A 20,503-nucleotide genomic window follows, 5' to 3' on the forward strand; every position below is an offset into this window, starting at 1 on the left:
GAGGCACTGAATGTATGGCTATCGGCATGTTCCCCAGACTGCGCTCGTTATCACTCGCTTAGTCTGGGGTTATTGATGATTCAGCCCCGTTGGGGCTGGTAGTGGCAAAGGGCAAATCTTTCGTGGCCGTAAGATGGGGATAAAACCCACCCTCATTGGATTGGCGTGACACCATGCCGCAATTGTGCAGCACCATGCACATCGTGGCCAAAGACAAAGAAAGTGCGACCCTACGATGAGGACCGCACTTTCCGGTTGATATGAACGCACACTGAGGTGCATTCGCTACTGATAGTTTTTTACTTCACGATGATCTTCTCGGTGACTGTTGAGCCGTTGGCGAGATGGCTGACACGGATGTTCAGACCACGCTGAGCCTTGGCCAGGCGCATGCCGTCGACGGTGTAGTAGTCGTAGGCAACGACATTGTTGTTGGTCACGCTGTCGATGGCGTCAGCTGTAGCCACTACTGCTGCCGGACCGAAACCGCCCATAGCATTTGCTGCACGCACCTCGTAGCGCTTGCCGGTAGTGGTGGGAGCGTATGAAGTCTGAGCAGTGATGCCATCGAACTTGCCGTCGACGAAGACAGCATAGGCCTCGGCACCCTCGGTGGCATCCCACGAGAGGCTACCGTCAGAGCTCTTGGCGTTCTTCACCGCCAGCTGCGACGACAGAGCACGCGGATCCCAATTGGTGAACATACTGTCGTAAGCATAGACGGCAGCCTGCTCAGCGTTGAGGATGGTCTCGAACTGGCCGCCGTAGGAGGTGATGATATTGCTCTCCGGGGTGATATTCTTACCCGTCTCGTCCATGGTGTTATACTCACCGAAGACCTTCGGGTCGCGGTTGTTCATACCTTTCTGTGTCCAGCGCGACGACACAATGGTCTTTGCGGCCACATCGTCGAGGGTGGTATTCAGCCACACGCAGATAGGACTGTTCTGCCATGTACGGCCGTAGTTCCAGTCGCCGGCACCGTTCGTGGCGAGGTCGACGACCTTACATCCGTCGAAGACATAGCCGAAGCGTGTCGTCGTGGTAGGAGCAGTGATGGTACGGCCACCGGCACCGGTAGCCTTGTTACGCGGTTCGAGCGAGATGGTTGTGCTGTCGAAGCGCACATCACCGCCACCGCAGAGGAAGTCGACTGTTCCGTGGAGGTCACAGCCGCTGAAGTAGCTCTGCATGGCACTGTTCTGACTGTAGTAGGTGTCCTGATAAGAGAGCATACGCACATTCTTATATATAGTGCGGTTACCACGGTCCTGGATGACAGCTGCACGGCCTGCTGAGCCAGCATCGTAGTAGGCAAGGGCATTCTGCAGGGTGAGGTCCTGGAAGTAGATGCCCGTCTTGGTGTTGAAGAACATATCGGCGGAGCCCAGGCCTTCAACCGACTTATCGGGTGCAGTGACGAGGATGGTGCTGTCCATGCTCTGACCGATGATAGAGATATTGTTCACGGGGAACTCCTTCTCGGTCATGCGGCCAAAATGATATGTGCCGTTCGGCAGGAACACCTTCACACGGCTGTTGCCGTCCTCATTGGCCTGGATGATGTCGAGGATGCTCAGCACGCTGTTGGCATCGCCGGCAGTAGCGACATAGTAGCCCTCGGCATTCTTGGCGATATCGCCGGTACCGGTGTTGATGACGGTGAGCGAGTGGACGTAGATGGTGTTGCCGAAAGTGAATGTGAGTGTGGTGGCATCGCCGACATACTTGAATGTGGTCTTTGTGCCATCGACAGAGTTCTTCTTGATATTCGCAACAACACGGCCCTTGCTGTCGCTGACAACGATGCTGTCGGCGTTATCGTAGGCACAGCCCTCATAGATGACGGTGGCATTGCCGTTGACATCGACGCTGAACGATCCTGCGCCGTTCATGCCGTAGCCGTGGCGGTTGCCGTTGTAGTAGTAGTTGGCACCGCTGAGGTTGAGGGCCTCGTGGTCCTCGGGATAGAAGTAGCGGTTCTTGAAGTTGTACTCGTGGCGCTCGTTGGCCTCATCGCCCTCGATGTCGGTGACAAGAGCGTAGAGTGATGTAGGATTGGCCGTTACGACATAGTCAGCACCGGCCTTCTCGTCCTTGAACGGGTCGAGGAGCCAGCCGCGGAACTTGCTGCCCTTGGCGACGGTGACATTGCTGCCGTCGTTGAGGTCGGCGATGACGGCATCCTTCTCGACAGTCTGGGTGGCTACGACGGTGGCATTGTCGACATCGTAGTAGTTGACGGTATAGTCGGGTTTCCACACAGCGTTGATGACGTACAGGGCGGTGTCGGCAGCATCGCCGGCAGGGATGATGACAGGGATGATGACCTTCGACTCGGGCTTGTCGCCGTTGAGGGTGCTGGCAACGCTCTCATAGGTTATCGTACCGAGCTCGCCGTTGTCGGCGGTGGCGGTGACAGGGTTAGAAGCGTCGATCATCTTGTCCTTCTTCGAAATCTCGATGGTCGTGACATTATTGCCGTCGGCATCTTCGTCGAAGACGTCGGCAGCCTGATAGGTGACACCGTTGGCGGTGAAGGTAGCTAACGACGGAGTCTTGCTCATATCAACCTTGCCGTAGATATGAAGCTCGCTCATATAAGCGTTCTGCGAGATGTTGAAGTTGAAGAATTTCAGCTCTACATTCTCGCGGTTGACATCGATGGTGATATCCTCGCCATTGGCCTTGCCGATACCCTTATAGTAGAGGGTATCCCACTTCTCAGTACCGGCAGTGCGGGCAGCGACGGCCCATCCGCGGTTGCCGCCGGTGGCTGTCTGATGGAAGACAACTTTCGTCACATTGGCCAGAGCACTCGTAACGGCGTAAGGCTCAGTGGTTTTCACCTCGTTGGTGTACTTGGCGCTGATCATGGCACGGGTGACATCGGGGAACTTAGAGTTGTTGACATCCTCGACACCGACGCCACAGAGGGTGAAGGTTATCTTCTCGTGGCTGTATTTGGTGCTGAAGGTCTTCACCGTAGGATTGTCGTTATTCTCCTTACGGCTGAAGGTGCCCCACTCGGCATCGGGGAAAGAGGTGTCGTAGAGGTTCTTCTCCTGGATGGCCGACACCTGGTTGACACGTACCCGGTAGAGGTAGCTCGAACCGGTGCCCACAACCTCGACATAGCCCTGACGGACATCGGCGGTCTTGGCCTTCACGGTGACGGAATCGTCGGCAGCGGCGGTACCGCTGATGGTGTAGTTGTGGTAGCCGGGGTAGGAAACGACGGTGACAAGGTCGCGCGAGCTCTTCACCGGGACCTTGAGGATGGTGTTGGCGTTGAACTGGGCATCGCCGCCACGCGATTTCAACTTGCCATTGGTGGCATCGACTTCCATGACGACGCCCTCGACATCGGAATTCACAGTACCGGAGCCGTGCTCAATGCTGACAGCGCCGGCAGCCATGTGCTGGAAGTCCCACGTCGCAATGACATCTTGTCCCTTGGCGACAACAGCCGCAAGGAGCATGAGACACAATGTGCCTAAACGGGATAAAGTTTTTCTCATCGCTGAAAAATTAGAGTTTACTGTATTAATAATAGATTAGTGTTGATAACGAAAGAATTGAATATAGATGTCAGATATATACAAAGGTGATGCGCTGCGCCCCCATCGCCGGGGGCTCAACGCATCTTCAGGGTTATCGCATGACCTTGCGGGCCACGTGTTTTCCGTTTTTAAGGGTTTCTACGCGTAGGAGGACACCGTGGACGGCATCGATATTGCGAACCTCGGTACCGTCGAGGAGGTAGTAGCGCACCGAAACGGGGGCATCGTCGGTGAACGACTGCTGAATGCCGTTGGTGACGTTGACCTTAGGATAGTACTCGTCGACAGCACTGACGGCATCGGCGTTGCCGGCCTTCATGATACTCTCGACAAGGCTGTTGCAGTAGACCTCGATATTGGTGTACCAGCCCTTGCCGCCCTTCGCGGGATCGTCGATAGTGTAAGCGGTGGCATCGGAAGGGTCGTTAGGGTCGAGGCCGTTGGCAGTCTCGAAGTCGTCGGGCATGCCGTCGCCGTCGGTATCGACGAGGGTCGACTTGGTGAGTCCCCATCCGGGAGTGTTCTCGGTGTAGCTGTCGGCATCGTCGGCAACGAAATCGATGATTCCGGCTGTCTTTGTGCCGTTGCTGCCTGTGTATGAGGTGGTTCCAGCCTCGGTATTGCTGACGAAACGGGCATCGACGGCATCGCGGTAGAGGCTGGCTCCCGAATAGGCGAGCACCTTACTGTAGGCGGTCTCAGCACTCTGGGTGGTCACCTCGCCCTGAGGAGCAAGCTCGGTATCCGATTTCACAGGAAGGACATCGAACGACACATAGGTGGTATCGTAGATTGGGGTGCGGCCATTCTGACCAACCTTCGTGAGGACCATCTTAGTATATGTCTTATATGGTGCATTGGGACCGTAGTAGTGGTCGGAATCCTGGAAGCAGACTTCACCGTCGACGGTGTACTTGTCGCCATTGACATAGACACCTTTCCAGTCGAAATTCGCGCGTTTGCCCTCTTCGGCTGCTGTGACGTAGTTGCCGTTGATGTAGTAACGGCTGGCAAGGCCGAAGCACCAGCTATTGCCGCTGGAGTTGCTGCTGTTGGCGACTGTAACCTCGGTGACGCGGGTCTTGTTGGTTGTGCCGGGGCCTGCCTTATAGTAGTTGTTGACGATGTTGATGAAACCACCGCCAGGACCACCGTAGCAGCCGTTGCCGTTGCCCCAGTTGTACATCACGCAGTTGCGGAAGTCGACATTCTCGGCCTGAACGGCATTCTGCCAATTGTACTTGCTGAAATCGTCATTCTGCTTATAACCGGTCCAGTTGTAGCGGGCACCACAGAAACGGGGAACGCGGTTCTGCATGAAACCGAGGTAGTTATGATGGAAGGAAGCGAGCTTGCCGCCCCAGATGCCGCCATAGGAGTGGGCACCCTTGCCGTGACCGGCATTGGCGAGAGCCTCGCCGAGCATGCACCACTGCATTGTGAAGTTGTTATTATCGTAGAAAGAGGCCAGCTCGTCGATACTCCAGCTGATGGAGCAGTGGTCGAGAATCATGCCTTTCTGATGGCGGGTCCAGATGGCATCGGCACCGTCGTTGACATCCTTCTCCTGACCACGACGGAAACGGATGAAACGGATGATGACATTATTAGCGTCGGGACGGACGGTATAATAACGGACGGTGATGCCCGGACTCGGAGCTGTCTGACCCTCGATAGTAGTGTTGGCACCAATCTTCAGGTCGGACTTGAGAGGAATGACACCGGCTACATCGAAGACGACAATCTTCTTCTCACTGCCACTGACGGCAGCACGCAGAGAGCCGTCGCCGGAATCGTTGAGATTAGTGACATGGACAACCTTACCGCCACGACCACCGGTAACGTAACGGCCGTGACCCTCGGCACCGGGGAAGGCAGGAGCCTGAGCCATTGCTACACAACTGACAGCTGCGGCAACAGCGGTTATAATGTACTTTACTTTCATGAATGTATTTAGTTTGTTTTGTTTTCAGTAGATTGGTTGGTGACAACAGTGCTCTTAGCACTATACACACTCTATCGTGCAAAGTTACGCTAATATCGAAAAACTAACAAGAAAAAAGTATTAAAAAGAACGAAAAGGTTTACGGACAGACACAAAAAACGATTAGCCCGTAGGAATCAACACCGAGGACAGGTGTAGAAAGCGCATTAAAATGGGTAGGTCAGAACGGAGTAGGCATGAAAAGCGAGAGTACTTACTTCGTCAATGCGTCACCCCAAAATTATAAATGTAATGCTATATGAGCAATGGACGAAGAAGTTAACCTTCTGTCGGGATGTTAAGGATGGATATAGAAGAGATGAAGTCAGAAGGCAATCAAACCAACATTTATGCTACGTCAGTCAAAATTTAAATGAAAGATCCGTACACTGCCGAAGAGCGATATCTCTGTTGCGTTGGTCTGTTTTGAAGGTTTTCCTTTGTGTCAGCGCCAAGATCCGACGGAGGAGAATCTGTCATTTGGGGTTGAGGGCGGTGAGAGGCCCTGCCTCTCACAAGCCATCAAACCACAAATGGCAAAGGGCGAAAGCCCTTGGCGCTGACAACAGGGTTTTATCGGTTTTGGTTCTAATTTATGATTGTCTATTTAACCGTTCTTCGTTCAAGGGGCTACTGTCAATGCGTCACCCCAAACCATCATTGATAAACCATAATGAGCTGATAATCAGAATAGAGATTTATGCTTTTTGGGGGAAAGTGATGAAGTTAGACGCAGACTGCGACCGCACTATGCAGTATTATGTTGGCATGATGCAACATGGTGATGGCATGGTGCCACGCCAATCCAATGTAGGGGTGGGGTTTATCCACATCCTATTGCCATTGGGGTAATTTTATCTCGCCAAGCCGCGAAGACCGCAAAGATTCAGCCAAGGGAGATTTTGCACGAATAACACGAACTCCACGATTCAGTTATTGTCGCAGGATAATGAGCAGCACTGGACGCAGTGGTAGCCGCTCATGCTGGGATATACATGCCAACCAAACCTAAAAAAGCCGCACCTAAGATAGGTACGGCTCTATATGCATAAAGAACAGATAAGATTACTTGTTGATGAACTTATGACCGTTCTGCAGAACTACGCCCTTGTAAGCGTTAGAGACACGCTGGCCAGCGAGGTTGTAAACAGGTGCTTTAGTGTCAAGCTCAACACTACCGTCAGCAGAGACAACAGCCTTGATGCCAGATGTGCCAGCCTCAGGCCATACGCTTGGCTTACCATCGGTACGGTCCTTATCGGTGAGGTTTGTAACAACACCATCGCCGTCCTTCTCAGCAACAGCCAAGTCATTGGTAGCGTTGAAGCAAACAGCAGAAGCGGTGATCTTTGAACCCTGAGCGGTGATCTTGTAAGTGAGACCTGTAGCTACTGGGAAAGAGATGACACCAGAACCACCGGCACCAATCTTATTCCATGTACCGTCAGCATTCTGAGCATCAGAACGGAATGATGTGCAGATATTCTCAGGCCAGTCGATACCCTTAGCATAAGTAGCGTTGTCGCGGTCAACAACATAGTATGTATCGCCGTCAGCAGTAACCTGCTTAGCAGCTACCTCAAAGTAGTACGGGCTCTTGAGGGTTTCCTTGTTACTCAGAGCGATGAAGTTATAAGGAATAGCTACGCCCTCTTCGAAGACACCATAGTTCTTGTTAGAAGATGCCTTATGGAATACATATACATAACCATCCTTCTTAGCCTTGACAATGAGGTAAGAACCCGTTGTCGGCTCTACGAATTCCTGGCCTTCACCCGGTGTCATTGAAACATTAGGGTTGGTGTCGCCCTGAATACCGCCCTTGGCGACATCCATAGAGCCGTTGATAACGAAAGCGTTATTGCTCTTAAGCGACCAAGCCGATGGAGAAGCATAAACAGTGAAAGCATCACAATCACCGATAACTGTCTCCTCAGCGAAATCAGCGGCATTGTAAGCCTTACCCTTACTGTCGGTATGTTCTGTGTACTTACTCTCAATATCAGAGAGAGATGAGTTATCGGTGTTGAATACCACCAGGTCCTGTGCATAAGCACCCAGACTTGCTGCCAGAGCGGCAGCGAAAAGTAAAGTTTTCTTCATGATGAAAATGTTTTAGTTAATTGTTTTTATAAGGAGCCCGGACGGTGAAGTCCGAGCTCCCGTTAGGTTTAATTACTTAGTTCCTTCGAACGAGAAGTTGTAAATGTTTCTCTTACGTCCTACACGGACTTCCTTTGAGAACTTAACAGTTGCAACCCCGTTTGTTATCTGACCGTAGAAATCGCCAAGACCATCAGCACCGAGCGTGTTGTTGAAACTGAACGACTTGCCATCAGCACCAGCAAAAGCGATGTTGGCCACGGACGAAGCCTTCAAGTCCAGTGTGGGTGCTTCGAACGTGAAGTCAGCGCAGTACATTGAGTCGGTCGGGGCAATGGTGAGGGTTCCCTCGCCTCTTACGGTATCGTTGTTGAGAACACGACACCACGTACCTGTATACGTTCCTGCAGCAGCCTCAGCAGGATTGCCTGCTGGAGCAGGTGCATCGCCATCATCATCGCTGCATGATACAAAGATACAACTTAATGCCAGAATGACAAAAAGTGAATATATGATTTTCTTCATTTTTATTAATTTTTAAATTATGGTTTAGTATCCAGGATTCTGATCCTCAAGAGTAAGACCATAGTTACCGTTGATAGCGTCGGCAGGTATTGGACGGAGCCACTTAATCTCGCCCTTGTTGTTGCTCATGTCAGCAGCACTGCTGATATAGTCGTTGAAAGCGATGTTGTAGCGGACAAGCTGCTTTGTACGACGGAGTTCCTCCCAACGATAGAACTGACCGTAAAGTTCACGGGCACGCTCATCAAGGATAACGTCAAGCGGAGTAACCTCACCAAATGATGCAGGCACTGTGTAGCTTGGCTCATACTCGGCGAACGAGTTCAGAGCTTTGGCGTTGGCACGAGTACGGACAGCGTTGAGATAACGGAGCGACTCTGCTGTGTTGCCGGCCATCAGATAAGCCTCTGAAGCCATCAGATAAACATCGCTGAGGTCGAAGACAACGATATCGCGATAGTCGTTCTTTGAGATATCCTCAAGAAGGTCGGTGTTAGGATCATCCCACTTCTTGACAGTTGTGCCACCATTGACGGCATTGCAAAGCTCAGTGAACGATACTTTCTCGCGCTTATAGTTACCATTAGCATCGAAAGTATAGCGATAAGCCGGAACAGAGAGAATGTAAGCAATAATCTGATTGGCGTAATCACCCTTCTTGTACTTATCCTTGTTAGCCTTGAACTCAGCCTCAGCCTCACTTGTGGTAGTGTAAGCCGGGAAGTAACGGAGACCATAAGGCAGACTTGCGAGCTCAGCACTTGTACAGTTGTAATAAGCATAATAGCCAGTCTTAGGCCAAACGAACGAAGAGCCGTCCTCTGTCTTCTTGGCGTTGTAGAACTTGGTCATGAAAGTGCCCTCATAACGGTCGTCACCGCGATCCCAGAGATAAAGAGCCTTCTCGCTCTGTGCACCGTTAGAACCAACACGCTTATAGCCTGACTGTGTACTTGGGCCATAGTAGTCACCGAACATCGACTGGAGGCCGTGACCGCCCTTAGAGGCATCGCCAGGATAACCAGTCTTCTCGTACTGAACTGACCAAATTTGTTCAAAGTTGCCCTCGTTTGAAGGAGCCCACTTCTGCTCGAAAGTCTCGCTAAGAGCCTGACCATTGATAGCCTTGACAGCCCACTGAGCAGCATTCTGGAAATTCTCGGTAGAGGTGACGGTATAAGTTCCCTTACTTGCGTCGTTAAGACGGGTATCAACATCCCAAGCCTTTGCAAGATAATACTTTGCAATAAGCGTGGCAACAGCCTGCTTGCTAACGCTACCATCATGGGCAGTCTCAGGAAGGACATTAGCGTTGTAGATATCCTGCAGGTCCTTAATCGACACATCGTAGATTGAATCGACGGAAGCACGAGGATAGTTACGGCTGGCATCCTGCACATAATGGTCAATGTAAGGAACACCGCCGAACTGCTGTGTCATTCCATAGTAGATATAGTCGACAAGGAAACGCGACTCTGCATTGTCCTGAGAGCCATCGGCAGCTATCGACTTATAGAACTGGGCAGCCTGCACAGCAGCCATAGAGTTCTTGTAGAAACTCGTAACACTTGAATTCTCGGCATTGAGAGCGTAACGATGGCAATCGCCAGGGTCACCGCCACGAACCTTTATGTAAAGGTCGGTACCTGCGCAATTGAGTTCGTAGTTAGCCGTTATGCTCTTCAAAGCATTGAAGGCATAAGCGCGGGCCTCCTTAACGCCCTGAGCATTGGAGAAGTGCTCGTTGACACTCTCACCAGCCGATTTATTTTGCGCATCCAGGAAGTCATTACAACTGACAAGCGAAGCGGCACTCATCATAATGGCTACGGAATATATAATTGACTTTTTCATTTTGTTTGCTGTTTGTGATTAGAACTTAATGTTAGCACCAAACTGCCATGTTGTTGTGCTTGGACCATCGTTCTTCAGAGAAGCGTCAGCCCACTCTGGGTCAAAGCCCTTGAAACCAGTGATGACGAATGGGTTGGTGACCGTCATGTAAAGACGAAGGGTAGAACATCCGAACTTAGAGGTCCAGTTCTTCGGGAAGGTGTAGCCAAGAGTGATATTCTTGATCTTCGTGAAGGAGATGTTCTGATAACGAATGGCATCGGTATAGTAAGAGTTGTTCGTACCACCATTAGATCCACCATTATTCGGGAAAGGATAGTTGCCGTAGTGGGTGGTCTGCTGATACTTAGGATTAATGTATGTACCGTCAGCGTTTACACCATCGCAGTCGATAAGTGTTCCAGCCGGGATGTAGTAGTCCATGTTAAGACGGCCACGACCACGGTCACCCATATCACAGTATCTGTTGAGGAAGGCTGAAGAAATCCAGTAGTGCTGCTTTGTATAAAGAGTAGCACTGAAATCCCATCCCTTGTACGACAGTGTTGTCGAAAGGTTGCCAATCCATGCAGGGTCGCCACGCATGACGCGCTTATCATTTTCGTTGATAGAACCATCACCGTTGATATCCTTTACGATAGGATTACCCTCGGTCCAGCCATATACATTATAATAATAGTCGCGCTCGAGAACCTTAGAACCTGGTGTGAAACCATGGCTGACAGCAGCCTGGTTGTCAGGAACAGTCATCTCGCGGTCAGAAACTACACCACCATACTGATAGCCGTACTGAACATTGAATCCACGGCCAAGGAAGAGCTTACTCGATACGAAGTCGTTGCCGGTTCCGTCGATTTCCTTGATGTGGTTAGAGTTGTGAGAGTAGTTAGCTGTAACGGTCCAGTTCCAATCCTTATTCTGGATAATGACACCAGTAACACTTGCCTCAACACCGGTATTGCGTACAGAACCTATATTTGTAGTCATCTGGATGCCACCAACCTCGAGAGGCAGGGTTACACCGAAGAGAAGGTCCTTAGATGTCTTGCGGTATACATCAACAGAACCAAAGATACGGTTGCGGAGGAAACCGAAGTCGAGACCGAGGTTCCACTCATTAGACTTCTCCCATGTGATATCGGCATCCTTGATTCCGTCAGGATAGCTTCCGTTTACATAACTTGCACCGAATGGATAGTAGTAACCCGATACGATGCCCTGATACCATTCGTAGTTAGAGATACCCGTGTTGTTACCAGTAACACCATAAGAGAGACGGAGCTTCAAGTTGCTGACCCACTTGAGGTTATCCTTGATGAACTTTTCCTCTGACATACGCCAAGCGAGAGCCAATGATGGGAAAGAACCCCAACGATGACCACGACGGAACTTAGAAGAACCATCCCAACGGACAGTACCTGTGAACATATAACGATCCAGCAGTGTGTAGTTAAGACGGAAAGCATAAGAAACCATCTCACTCTCCGAATAGCTGTTATCAGCCTTGATGACGTTCAGAGAACCATCTTCCTTTGTCAGACCGACCTTACCAAGATTGTACCAGTAGGTTCCTGCCCAAGGATTATTGAAGGTGTTTGTACCCGACTCCGAGTTACCACCTTCCATAGAGTACAGACCCATCACGTTCAAACGATGAATCTTGTTGAATATCTTATTATAAGTCAGCACATTATCCCATGTCCAACCGAAACTACGATATGTAGTGCGGGTAGCCTGAGGAGTATCACCGGTAGCATCACCGGTCCACTGACCATCAATATAGTTAGAATAGTTAGGCGAGAATGTTGTCTTGAAAGTCAGTCCATCGAAAGGCTTGAAGTTCAAGTAAACATTACCAAGAACACGGTATGTAGTGCGGTTGCGCTTACCGTTCTGCATGATAACCAATGGGCTGTAAGAGTCGGTGAACTGGTTTCCATTGGTTCCGAGGGCAGTCTTATTACCAGGATTGGTAATGATATTGCCATCCTCATCGAAAGGACGCATGAAAGGATTCATACGGAAAGCCTCCTGCACACCCTCGTCGTTGGCGTAGTCGTGCTTGATACGAGCCATATTGAAGTCGAAACCGGCATTGAGCCACTTGTTGATGTTGGCATCAAGTCCGCCCTTGAAGGTTATCTTGCTCTGCTCATCACCTTTATATACACCTTCTACATCATTGTAACCGAGGCCCATATTATAGCTGATGTCCTGAGAAGAACCATTGACAGAAATGTAGTGGTTCTGCTGACGGCCATTCTGAGTTACCTGTGAAGGCCAGTCGTAGTCCTCACCTGCTGCCAGCATCTGCTTGAGCACAGAAGGAGAAGAATAATCACCCTGAACAGCCTGAAGCATGCCCTGGTTATAGTAAGCCTGAGTCATCTCGTAAAGAGGATGACTGTTCATAGGAGATGGTGTAGCACCAGCGTAGCCCTGGAACTTCAGGAAACGATATTTGTAGAACTCATCTGCGTTCTGGAAGTCCGGCATACGGCTGACAACAGCCACACCGTAATAACCATCATAAGAAATGCTTGGCTTAGAACCTTTCTTAATGCCAAGACCACCCTTAGTGGTAATCATCACGACACCGGCTGTGGCACGTGAACCATAGATAGCTGTTGAAGATGCATCCTTGAGAATATCGATTTTCTCGATATCCTGCTCGTTAAGGAAGTCGATATCCGAAGTCATCACACCATCAACGATATACAGAGGCTTTGTAGAAGACTGGATAGACGATTTACCACGAATCTCAATGTTCATGCCACCGTCAGCACGACCTGTTGTCTGGGTGATGTTCACACCTGGAACAGAACCCTGCATAGCACTAAGCACATTGCTTGCACCTTTGGCAACGATATCCTCACTGTTAACAGAAGAAATAGAACCTGTAAGGTCAGACTTCTTCATAGTACCATAACCGACGACGACAACCTCATCGAGAGCTTTGTTGTCCTCCTGCATGGTAAAATTAAGAGTGCTCTTGTTGCCCACGGTGACTTGCTGGTCCTTATAACCGACATACGAGAGTTTGACTACCGTAGAAGGCTTGCAGTCGGGAATAGAGAAATTACCGTCAAGGTCGGTGACAGCCACCGGCTTACCATCAGCCAGGACTGTTACGCCGATCATCGGCTCTCCCGTTGCATCCTTTACAGTACCCGTTACTGTCTGCTGCGCGTAAGCAACAAAACAGAACAGACTCAAAAATAGAGCCATTGCGGCCTTTTTGATTTGAAGATACATAAACGTTTGTTTTAGTTATACATTATTAGATAGATATTATCTTCTCAGTTGGTGCGCTCTGACGCGCTGTTAACGCGCTCCAAGCCGTTGTTTTAGTAGACACTTCTGCATCCGTTCGCTTCAGGGCGTACTACTCCCTTTTTCATGATTAAATTTCATTGCGAAATTACAAAATATATTTATACTACAATCGTATTGGCATAATATTTTCGTAATATTAACACTACATCATTTACGTTCACATTTGTTAAGTAAACGTTTACGTTCCTATTTCGCTGGAATCCAGTCAGTTTCAGAAAAAACATTGGCCGTCGTTATCGCAGCAGCCTCTTTCTTTGTCAGCTGATGCATCCAAGAAACTCTTCCGGCAACATCAGCTCCCGGTCCGCTGTTGCCATATTCGGCATAGCGAACGATACCCTCGCCCGCCGGGTCGTGATAGTCTTTCCAGTTGTGCCATCCAGCAGCTACGATATGGCTGCCGAGTTCGCTATATATAAATAATGTATAGGCATAAGGTCGCCATGGCCGTCCGAGATAGACCTTTGTTACTCCAGGCTCAGCGGTGAGACGGCAATGCGAGAATATGTAACCGTACTTCTGGTTCTTTGGTGTCGACGCCGCAGTGACATACGAGTCGGCACGGCTTCTGAGTTCACATTTCTCAAACCAAGCCACCGACGGTCCGAAGATGAAATCGGTCGTTCCGCTGATAAAGCAGTTAAGGAAATAAAGTCTGGTACCAGGCGTACCGGTGTAGATAGTGTCCTGATTACCAAGAATCCGACAGTTGACGAACGCCAGCCTGTCACCCTCGGTATGCAGAGCCACAGCCTGTCCGAGTTTCGGGGCGTTGTTCTCTATCGTAATATTTCGGAATGTGATGTCCGTTCCCTCCACTTTTACAGTGTATGTGCGGAAGGTGCCCATAGGCAGACCCGTCACCGGCGAGGTGATATTGGCATAATCGTCGAAGGTGATGACCGTCTTATCGCGGTCCTCACCGACAATTTCGATATTCGTAAGCCACGACGGCACAACGACTTTCTCTTTATAGATGCCGTTCTTTACGAATATCACTTTCTTGTATTCCATGAAAGCCCTGCACACCTCAATGGCATCATTGATGCGCGTAAACTGTCCGCTGCCATCCTTTGCCACTGTGATAGTATCGGTGTTGTCAAATTTTCCACGTGCCTGAACGCTCAACGAGCATACAAGCAACAGCAGAAGAATAATTTTTTTCATGATCGTTTTAATATTTAGTGTAGTTTGAATGTTTGTTCATCATAGTCTTTCGACGGTCTCAAGGCGCAGCCATTTTCTCAATGCCGTTCCAACCGGGTGCTTACCGCTTAGTCCTACCACGCAAATAGCACACGCTAACGGTAGAATTAAATCTGCCGAAAGTTGAAAGCTATCATTTGTACCCTGCCAACGGTAATACGCCGACAGGATGACGGCTGAAAGCTAAGGAAATGGAGAGAGCTATAGTATCTGCTGTACCTCCTGCAGATCCTTAACCTTTTTCAGGTTCTCCATAATCACCCGCACCTCATCACGGTCGTGGACACGCAGTTCGACGCTTCCGTCGAAAATTCCGTTGTCGCTGCCGATGGTCAGTTTGTGGATATTCACCCCGAGCTGATCCGACACCACATTGGCCACATCTCTCAGCAGTCCCTTGCGGTCGATGCCTCTAATCTCGATTACCGCGTCGAAGAAGAGCTGCTTGTGCATACTCCATTTAGCGTCAACAAGGCGGTTTCCGAAACTTGCTTTCAACTTTGAGGCCACAGGACACGTGCGCTTGTGCACCTCTATATGACCCTTATTGTCGATATAACCGAGGATATCATCACCGGGAATAGGATGGCAGCAGTGTGGGAAATAGAACTTACCTATTGTATCCTCACTGATTATCAAGGCTTTCTTCTTGTCGAACTTCTCACCGACAACGAATTTCTCAGTCTCCTTTTTCTCCTCTTCCTTTGTTTCCTTTGTCTTGTCCTTACCAATGAAAGGCACTATCCGCCGCCATCCCGACGTTTGTTTCTTGTTCTTTGCCTTCTTCTTTAGCTCCTCCAGCTCCATCGAGCCGAGGATGATGCTCTTGTCGCCGAGAGCGAACAACAGGCTCTCATGCTTCTGCAAGTCATGAAGTTCACAAATCTTGTCGAGTACGGAGTGATTGTATTCCAGTCCGTTCTTCTCCAGCCACAGTCTCAGAGTCTCGTCGCCCTGACGCTGAATCTCACGGTGTTCCTTATTCAGTATAGCCTGAATCTTGCTCTTGGCTTTAGCCGTGGTGACGAAATTTATCCATGACGGTTGCACATGTTGAGCCTGCGACGTAAGGATTTCCACCTGGTCGCCACTTTTCAGCTTGTGGCTCAACGGCACCAGCTTATGGTTGACTTTTGCTCCTATGCAGTGGCTTCCAAGGAATGTATGTATCTGGAATGCGAAGTCGAGGGCCGTACACCCTGCCGGCATCGTCTTTATCTCACCTTTCGGCGTAAATACGAATATCTCAGATGCGAAGAGATTCAGCTTTATGGCATCGAGGAAGTCCATGGCATCGGGCTGCGGATCGTCGAGTATTTCCTTTATCGTCCTCAGCCAGTCGTTGAGTTCACCCTCATCCTCGGTGTACTCACCGCCCTCCTTGTATTTCCAGTGAGCGGCAAAGCCCTGCTCAGCCACCTCGTCCATGCGGTCGGAACGTATCTGCACCTCTATCCACTGTCCCTGCTTCGACATCAGCGTAACATGCAGAGCCTGATAGCCGTTGGCCTTCGGGTGGTTGAGCCAGTCGCGCAGACGGTCGGGATGACTCTTGTATATCTTACTTATGGCAACATAAATCTGGAAACACTCGTTAATCTCGTCCTCCCTGTTCTTTGGCTCAAAGACAATTCTCACGGCGAGGATATCATATATCTCCTCAAACGTGACATGCTTTTTCTGCATCTTACTCCAAATGGAGTACGGACTCTTCACCCGCGCCTTGATGTGATATTTGAATCCCATCTTATCGAGCGACTCACGGATAGGGTCGGTAAACTTCTTGAACAGATCATCACGCTGAGCCTGCGTCATCGACAATTTCTTCTCTATGGCCGCATAGGTATCGGGATGTTCAAACTTAAAGCTGAGATTCTCAAGTTCAGTCTTTATCTTGTTCAATCCCAGGCGGTTGGCAAGCGGGGCGTAGATATACAGCGTTTCGCCGGCAATCTTATATTGTTTATTGGCAGGCTGCGATGCCAGTGTGCGCATATTGTGAAGACGGTCACAAATCTTTATCAGTATGACACGAATGTCATCACTCATCGTAAGCAGTAGCTTTTTGAAGTTCTCAGCCTGTGCCGAGGCCTGCTCACCGAAGATTCCACCGCTTATCTTCGTCAGTCCATCAACGATCTGAGCTATCTTATGACCGAAGATATTGTCGATATCCTCAACCGTGTAGTCGGTATCCTCAACAACATCGTGGAGCAGTGCCGAACAGATGCTTGTCGAGCCCAGTCCCATCTCCTCGCACGCTATCTGCGCCACGGCTATAGGATGCATGATATATGGTTCGCCCGACAGTCTGCGCACACCTTTATGGGCCTGCCTTGCGAAATTGAACGCCTTCGTAATAATGTCCACTTTCTTCCTGTGCCTTGAAGCGAGGTAAGTGTCAAGCAGATGCTGAAACGCGTCGTCGACCATCTTCTTATCGGCGAGAGTTCTTTCGGTTGGAGTAATGTTGTCGTTCATAAGCTAAAAAGTTATCAAAACCTCAGTCCCACACCAAGACCGATGGCTGAAGATTGCAATGGATTAGCCGACATCCCGTCGTTCATCACTCGCGGCGCAATGTGAAGCGACAGGTCGGGAGAGATATCAAAATCGGACAACGACGCGTCGACATACGCATCGATGACCGACACCGCATAAACGGCTATAGTGACAAACGATGCCAAGTCGCGCCAGCGCCGGAATCTGTTCTTCCGTTTTCTGAAGAGTTCCTGATAGCGCGATTTGTTTTCGTCGGTGACCTGATTGCCGAAGTGCAGGAACTGCTCGTAGCTCTTTGTCTCCGGGTTGTTGTCCATAATGTCCATATAGGCCTGCGCATAATCGTGGTACATCTGATTGTTCCACGTTATGGCATATATACATCCTACGAAGCCGCCATAGAATATCGGCAGCTTCCAGTATTTCCTATTATATATCTGTCCACCGCCCGGGATGACGAGCGCGAGCCATAACGCCCTTTTAGCGTTTGGCCGCCATGTTGTCCAGTCGCGCTTATTGTCCTTGCGCTTCATCGTCAGGGGTGTTGACGTATCGAGCAGCTGAGCGGCGTTGTCGAGGGAGTCGTCGTTCCAGTACTTCTCCCGAGCCACCGCCGCACTGTCCATTCTGCTGTCCGCGGGTGCCGGACGGTTGTGCCTTGCGCTCGGGGTGAGTGTGACAGTGCCTCCTTCGGGATACATCACCTTCATAGAGTCGCTGCTGTTCACCTGTGCGGCTACAGTCAGAGAGAAGAATACTGCTACGACGAGCAGCACCATCCTTGTCAGATATGCGTTCATTGCCTGAAGCATAGAAGTATTACTTTATCTTGTCCAGAACATTCATTATATGCTCAAGGTCCTCCTCGTTGGCGAAAGGAATGCTGATTTTTCCTTTTCCCGCCGGCGAGCATGTCATCTGCACCTTCGTATCGAAGAATGTCGACAACCGTTTCTTCAGGTCCTCGAATTCCTGTGGCAGTTGTGCCCGTGCCTTAACCTTCTTCTTGGCTGTCTGAATGTCATCGCCATTCTTCAGCTGCTGGCACAGTTCCTCCACCTTTCTCACCGAGTAGCCGTTTTTCTGTATTTCCTTGAACAGCTTGAGTTGCAGCGAAGGCGAGTCGAGCGACAGCAGGGCACGAGCGTGTCCCATGTCGATTTCCTTTTTCTGCAGAGCCATCTGCACCTGTGCCGGCAGTTTGAGCAGTCGCAGGTAGTTGGCCACGGCAGCACGACTCTTGCCCACCTCTACGGCAACGCGTTCCTGCGTCATTCCGCTTTTCTCCAACAGATGCTCATAGGCAAGGGCAATCTCTATGGCGTTGAGGTCCTCGCGCTGGATATTCTCCACGAGGGCCATCTCCATAACGTTCTCGTCCTTTATCGTACGGATATAAGCCGGTATGGCCTTCAGCCCCGCCAACTGTGATGCCCGCCAGCGGCGCTCACCGGCGATAATCTGGAACTTATTCTCCGATATCTGCCTCAGCGTTATTGGCTGCACAAGACCGAGCTGCTTTATCGAGTTGGCAAGTTCCTGAAGCGACTCCGGGTCAAACTCCCGGCGCGGTTGGTTAGGGTTAGCCTCTATCTGGTCGATGGCTATCTCGTTGATGGTGCTGCTGCCCTCGGTGTTCACATCACCGGTGGAGATGAGGGCGTCGAGACCGCGGCCTAAGGCGTTGGTCTTGGCGTTTCGGTTATATTTCTTGTGTACTGCCATTGTTACTTATTCTTCTCTATTATTTCCTTGGCCAGAGCCAGGTGGTTCTTTGCGCCCGTCGAGTCGGCATCATATAAGATTACCGGCAGACCATGGCTGGGGCTCTCCGAGAGCTTGACATTGCGCTGGATGACCGTCTTGAAGACGAGCTCCTGGAAGTGGCGCTTCACCTCGTCGTATATCTGTCGGGCAAGGCGCAGACGCTGGTCGTACATCGTCAGCAGGAAGCCCTCAATCTCCAGTTTCGGATTCAGCTTGCTCTTGATAATCTTTATCGTGTTGAGAAGCTTGCTGATACCCTCGAGTGCGAAATACTCACACTGCACAGGGATAATCACCGAGTCGGCTGCCGTCAGAGCATTGACAGTGATAAGTCCGAGCGACGGACTACAGTCGATGAGTATGAAATCGTAGTCGTCGCGTATAGGCTCGAGGATTCTGCTGAGCACTTTCTCGCGGTTGTCGAGGTTAAGCATTTCTATCTCAGCACCGACGAGGTCGATATGGCTCGGGACGATGTCCAGTCCTTCGATGTCGGTCTCATAGATGGCGTCGTGAATGTCGGCATGGTCGATGATGCACTCGTAGATGGAGCAGTCCACCTCCTTGATGTCCACACCGAGACCACTGCTGGCGTTCGCCTGTGGGTCAGCGTCAACGACAAGTACCGATTTCTCCAGCGTTGCCAGCGACGCTGCGAGGTTGATGGTTGTGGTTGTCTTGCCGACTCCACCCTTCTGATTAGCTAATGCAATGATTTTTCCCATATTTTATTTTCTCTAATCTTCTGCCTTATCCTGATGAACTCAGTTTTTACGTCTGTAACATATAAGGGTTCAATGCGCAAAGGTACATATTTTATTCGAGATTGCGTTATTTATGAACCTTTTTTCGTACTTTTGCATCGAAAAAAAACAGGCTTTTAATATGAGACCATTTATCCTTATATCCAACGACGACGGCTATCATTCCAATGGTATCCGCACTCTTGTGTCGTTTCTATCCGATTTTGCCGACATCCTTGTCTGCGCTCCCGAGTCAGCACGCTCAGGATTTTCATGTGCCTTCTCGGCTGTCGACTATCTCCGTCTGAAACAGCGGCATAACATCCCCGGTGCCGATGTATGGTCGTGCAACGGCACACCTGTCGACTGTGTGAAGATAGCCCTCGACCGGCTTTGCGGCGGTCGTCGCCCCGACCTCATTCTTGGCGGCATCAACCACGGCGACAATTCCTCGGTCAACAATCACTATAGCGGCACTATGGGCGTGGCCCTCGAGGGCTGTATGAAGTATATACCCTCAATAGCCTTCTCGAGTTGCGACTACAACGAGAATGCCGACCTGAGCTATCTCCGCGACCACGTCCGCGATATGGTCCGCCGCGTTCTCACCGACGGTCTGCCCAAGGGTGTGTGCCTCAATGTCAACTTTCCAAAGATAGACCCCTCGACAGAGCAATTTGCCGGTGTCCGCGTATGCCGCATGGGCTTCGGCAGTTGGATTAACGAGGTGGTGAAATGCCATCATCCACGGGGCTACGACTACTATTGGATGGTGGGCGAGTACCGCGACGATGAACCCGGAGCCACTGACAACGACCGCTGGGCCTTAGCCCACAAATATATTGCCGTCACGCCCACACGTGTTGACGTCACCGATTACGACCAGATAAGCGCTATGAGCGACTGGAACGAATAGCGCC

Annotated in this window: 12 protein-coding genes; 1 reads left to right on the forward strand and 11 read right to left on the reverse strand. The window is 50.4% G+C overall.

What is annotated here, in order from left to right; all coding sequences use genetic code 11:
* Positions 1-299 precede the first annotated feature (299 nt).
* From LDN30_RS09405 to LDN30_RS09455, 11 genes are all read right to left on the reverse strand, one after another.
* Positions 300-3,521 carry a pectinesterase gene (locus LDN30_RS09405; RefSeq protein WP_223929334.1) on the reverse strand — a complete coding sequence of 1,074 codons (3,222 nt, stop codon included), beginning with the start codon at positions 3,519-3,521 and terminating at the stop codon, positions 300-302.
* Positions 3,522-3,654: 133 nt separating this feature from the next.
* Positions 3,655-5,508 (reverse strand): pectate lyase, encoded by a 1,854-nt coding sequence (locus tag LDN30_RS09410; protein ID WP_223926391.1) that lies wholly within the window; start codon positions 5,506-5,508, stop codon positions 3,655-3,657.
* 1,104 nt (positions 5,509-6,612) lie between these two features.
* The gene (locus LDN30_RS09415; protein WP_223926392.1) at positions 6,613-7,650 is read right to left on the reverse strand and encodes a hypothetical protein; all 1,038 of its coding nucleotides are present in this window, start codon (positions 7,648-7,650) and stop codon (positions 6,613-6,615) included.
* A gap of 72 nt (positions 7,651-7,722) precedes the next feature.
* Positions 7,723-8,175 (reverse strand): hypothetical protein, encoded by a 453-nt coding sequence (locus LDN30_RS09420; RefSeq protein WP_223929335.1) that lies wholly within the window; start codon positions 8,173-8,175, stop codon positions 7,723-7,725.
* 24 nt (positions 8,176-8,199) lie between these two features.
* Positions 8,200-10,029: a RagB/SusD family nutrient uptake outer membrane protein gene (locus tag LDN30_RS09425; RefSeq protein ID WP_223929336.1), complete on the reverse strand. Its 1,830-nt coding sequence runs from the start codon at positions 10,027-10,029 to the stop codon at positions 8,200-8,202.
* Positions 10,030-10,047: 18 nt separating this feature from the next.
* Positions 10,048-13,257, reverse strand: a complete 3,210-nt coding sequence (locus LDN30_RS09430; RefSeq protein ID WP_223929337.1) for a SusC/RagA family TonB-linked outer membrane protein — start codon at positions 13,255-13,257, stop codon at positions 10,048-10,050.
* A 294-nt stretch (positions 13,258-13,551) separates the two neighbouring features.
* Positions 13,552-14,532: a pectinesterase family protein gene (locus tag LDN30_RS09435; protein WP_223929338.1), complete on the reverse strand. Its 981-nt coding sequence runs from the start codon at positions 14,530-14,532 to the stop codon at positions 13,552-13,554.
* Positions 14,533-14,772: 240 nt separating this feature from the next.
* Positions 14,773-17,052 carry a RelA/SpoT family protein gene (locus LDN30_RS09440; protein ID WP_223929339.1) on the reverse strand — a complete coding sequence of 760 codons (2,280 nt, stop codon included), beginning with the start codon at positions 17,050-17,052 and terminating at the stop codon, positions 14,773-14,775.
* Between the two features lie 14 nt (positions 17,053-17,066).
* Positions 17,067-17,873, reverse strand: a complete 807-nt coding sequence (locus LDN30_RS09445) for a DUF5683 domain-containing protein (protein WP_223926398.1) — start codon at positions 17,871-17,873, stop codon at positions 17,067-17,069.
* Between the two features lie 19 nt (positions 17,874-17,892).
* On the reverse strand, positions 17,893-18,798 hold the full coding sequence (locus tag LDN30_RS09450; protein WP_223926399.1) for a ParB/RepB/Spo0J family partition protein: 906 nt from the start codon (positions 18,796-18,798) through the stop codon (positions 17,893-17,895).
* A gap of 2 nt (positions 18,799-18,800) precedes the next feature.
* Complete coding sequence (locus tag LDN30_RS09455) at positions 18,801-19,565, reverse strand: ParA family protein (protein ID WP_223926400.1); 765 nt, start codon at positions 19,563-19,565, stop codon at positions 18,801-18,803.
* 160 nt (positions 19,566-19,725) lie between these two features.
* On the opposite strand from LDN30_RS09455, the gene surE reads away from it, so the two are divergent.
* Positions 19,726-20,499, forward strand: a complete 774-nt coding sequence (surE, locus tag LDN30_RS09460) for a 5'/3'-nucleotidase SurE (protein ID WP_223926401.1) — start codon at positions 19,726-19,728, stop codon at positions 20,497-20,499.
* Positions 20,500-20,503: the final 4 nt, after the last annotated feature.

This window comes from Prevotella lacticifex (genome assembly GCF_019973375.1).
GTDB lineage: Bacteria > Bacteroidota > Bacteroidia > Bacteroidales > Bacteroidaceae > Prevotella > Prevotella lacticifex.

Coding starts and splice junctions, on each gene's coding strand:
- LDN30_RS09410 (WP_223926391.1), bottom strand. CDS start 5,508: ATGAAAGTAAAGTACATTATAACCGCTGTTGCCGCAGCTGTCAGTTGT.
- LDN30_RS09440 (WP_223929339.1), bottom strand. CDS start 17,052: ATGAACGACAACATTACTCCAACCGAAAGAACTCTCGCCGATAAGAAG.
- LDN30_RS09405 (WP_223929334.1), bottom strand. CDS start 3,521: ATGAGAAAAACTTTATCCCGTTTAGGCACATTGTGTCTCATGCTCCTT.
- LDN30_RS09415 (WP_223926392.1), bottom strand. CDS start 7,650: ATGAAGAAAACTTTACTTTTCGCTGCCGCTCTGGCAGCAAGTCTGGGT.
- LDN30_RS09445 (WP_223926398.1), bottom strand. CDS start 17,873: ATGAACGCATATCTGACAAGGATGGTGCTGCTCGTCGTAGCAGTATTC.
- LDN30_RS09455 (WP_223926400.1), bottom strand. CDS start 19,565: ATGGGAAAAATCATTGCATTAGCTAATCAGAAGGGTGGAGTCGGCAAG.
- LDN30_RS09435 (WP_223929338.1), bottom strand. CDS start 14,532: ATGAAAAAAATTATTCTTCTGCTGTTGCTTGTATGCTCGTTGAGCGTT.
- surE (WP_223926401.1), top strand. CDS start 19,726: ATGAGACCATTTATCCTTATATCCAACGACGACGGCTATCATTCCAAT.
- LDN30_RS09450 (WP_223926399.1), bottom strand. CDS start 18,798: ATGGCAGTACACAAGAAATATAACCGAAACGCCAAGACCAACGCCTTA.
- LDN30_RS09430 (WP_223929337.1), bottom strand. CDS start 13,257: ATGGCTCTATTTTTGAGTCTGTTCTGTTTTGTTGCTTACGCGCAGCAG.
- LDN30_RS09425 (WP_223929336.1), bottom strand. CDS start 10,029: ATGAAAAAGTCAATTATATATTCCGTAGCCATTATGATGAGTGCCGCT.
- LDN30_RS09420 (WP_223929335.1), bottom strand. CDS start 8,175: ATGAAGAAAATCATATATTCACTTTTTGTCATTCTGGCATTAAGTTGT.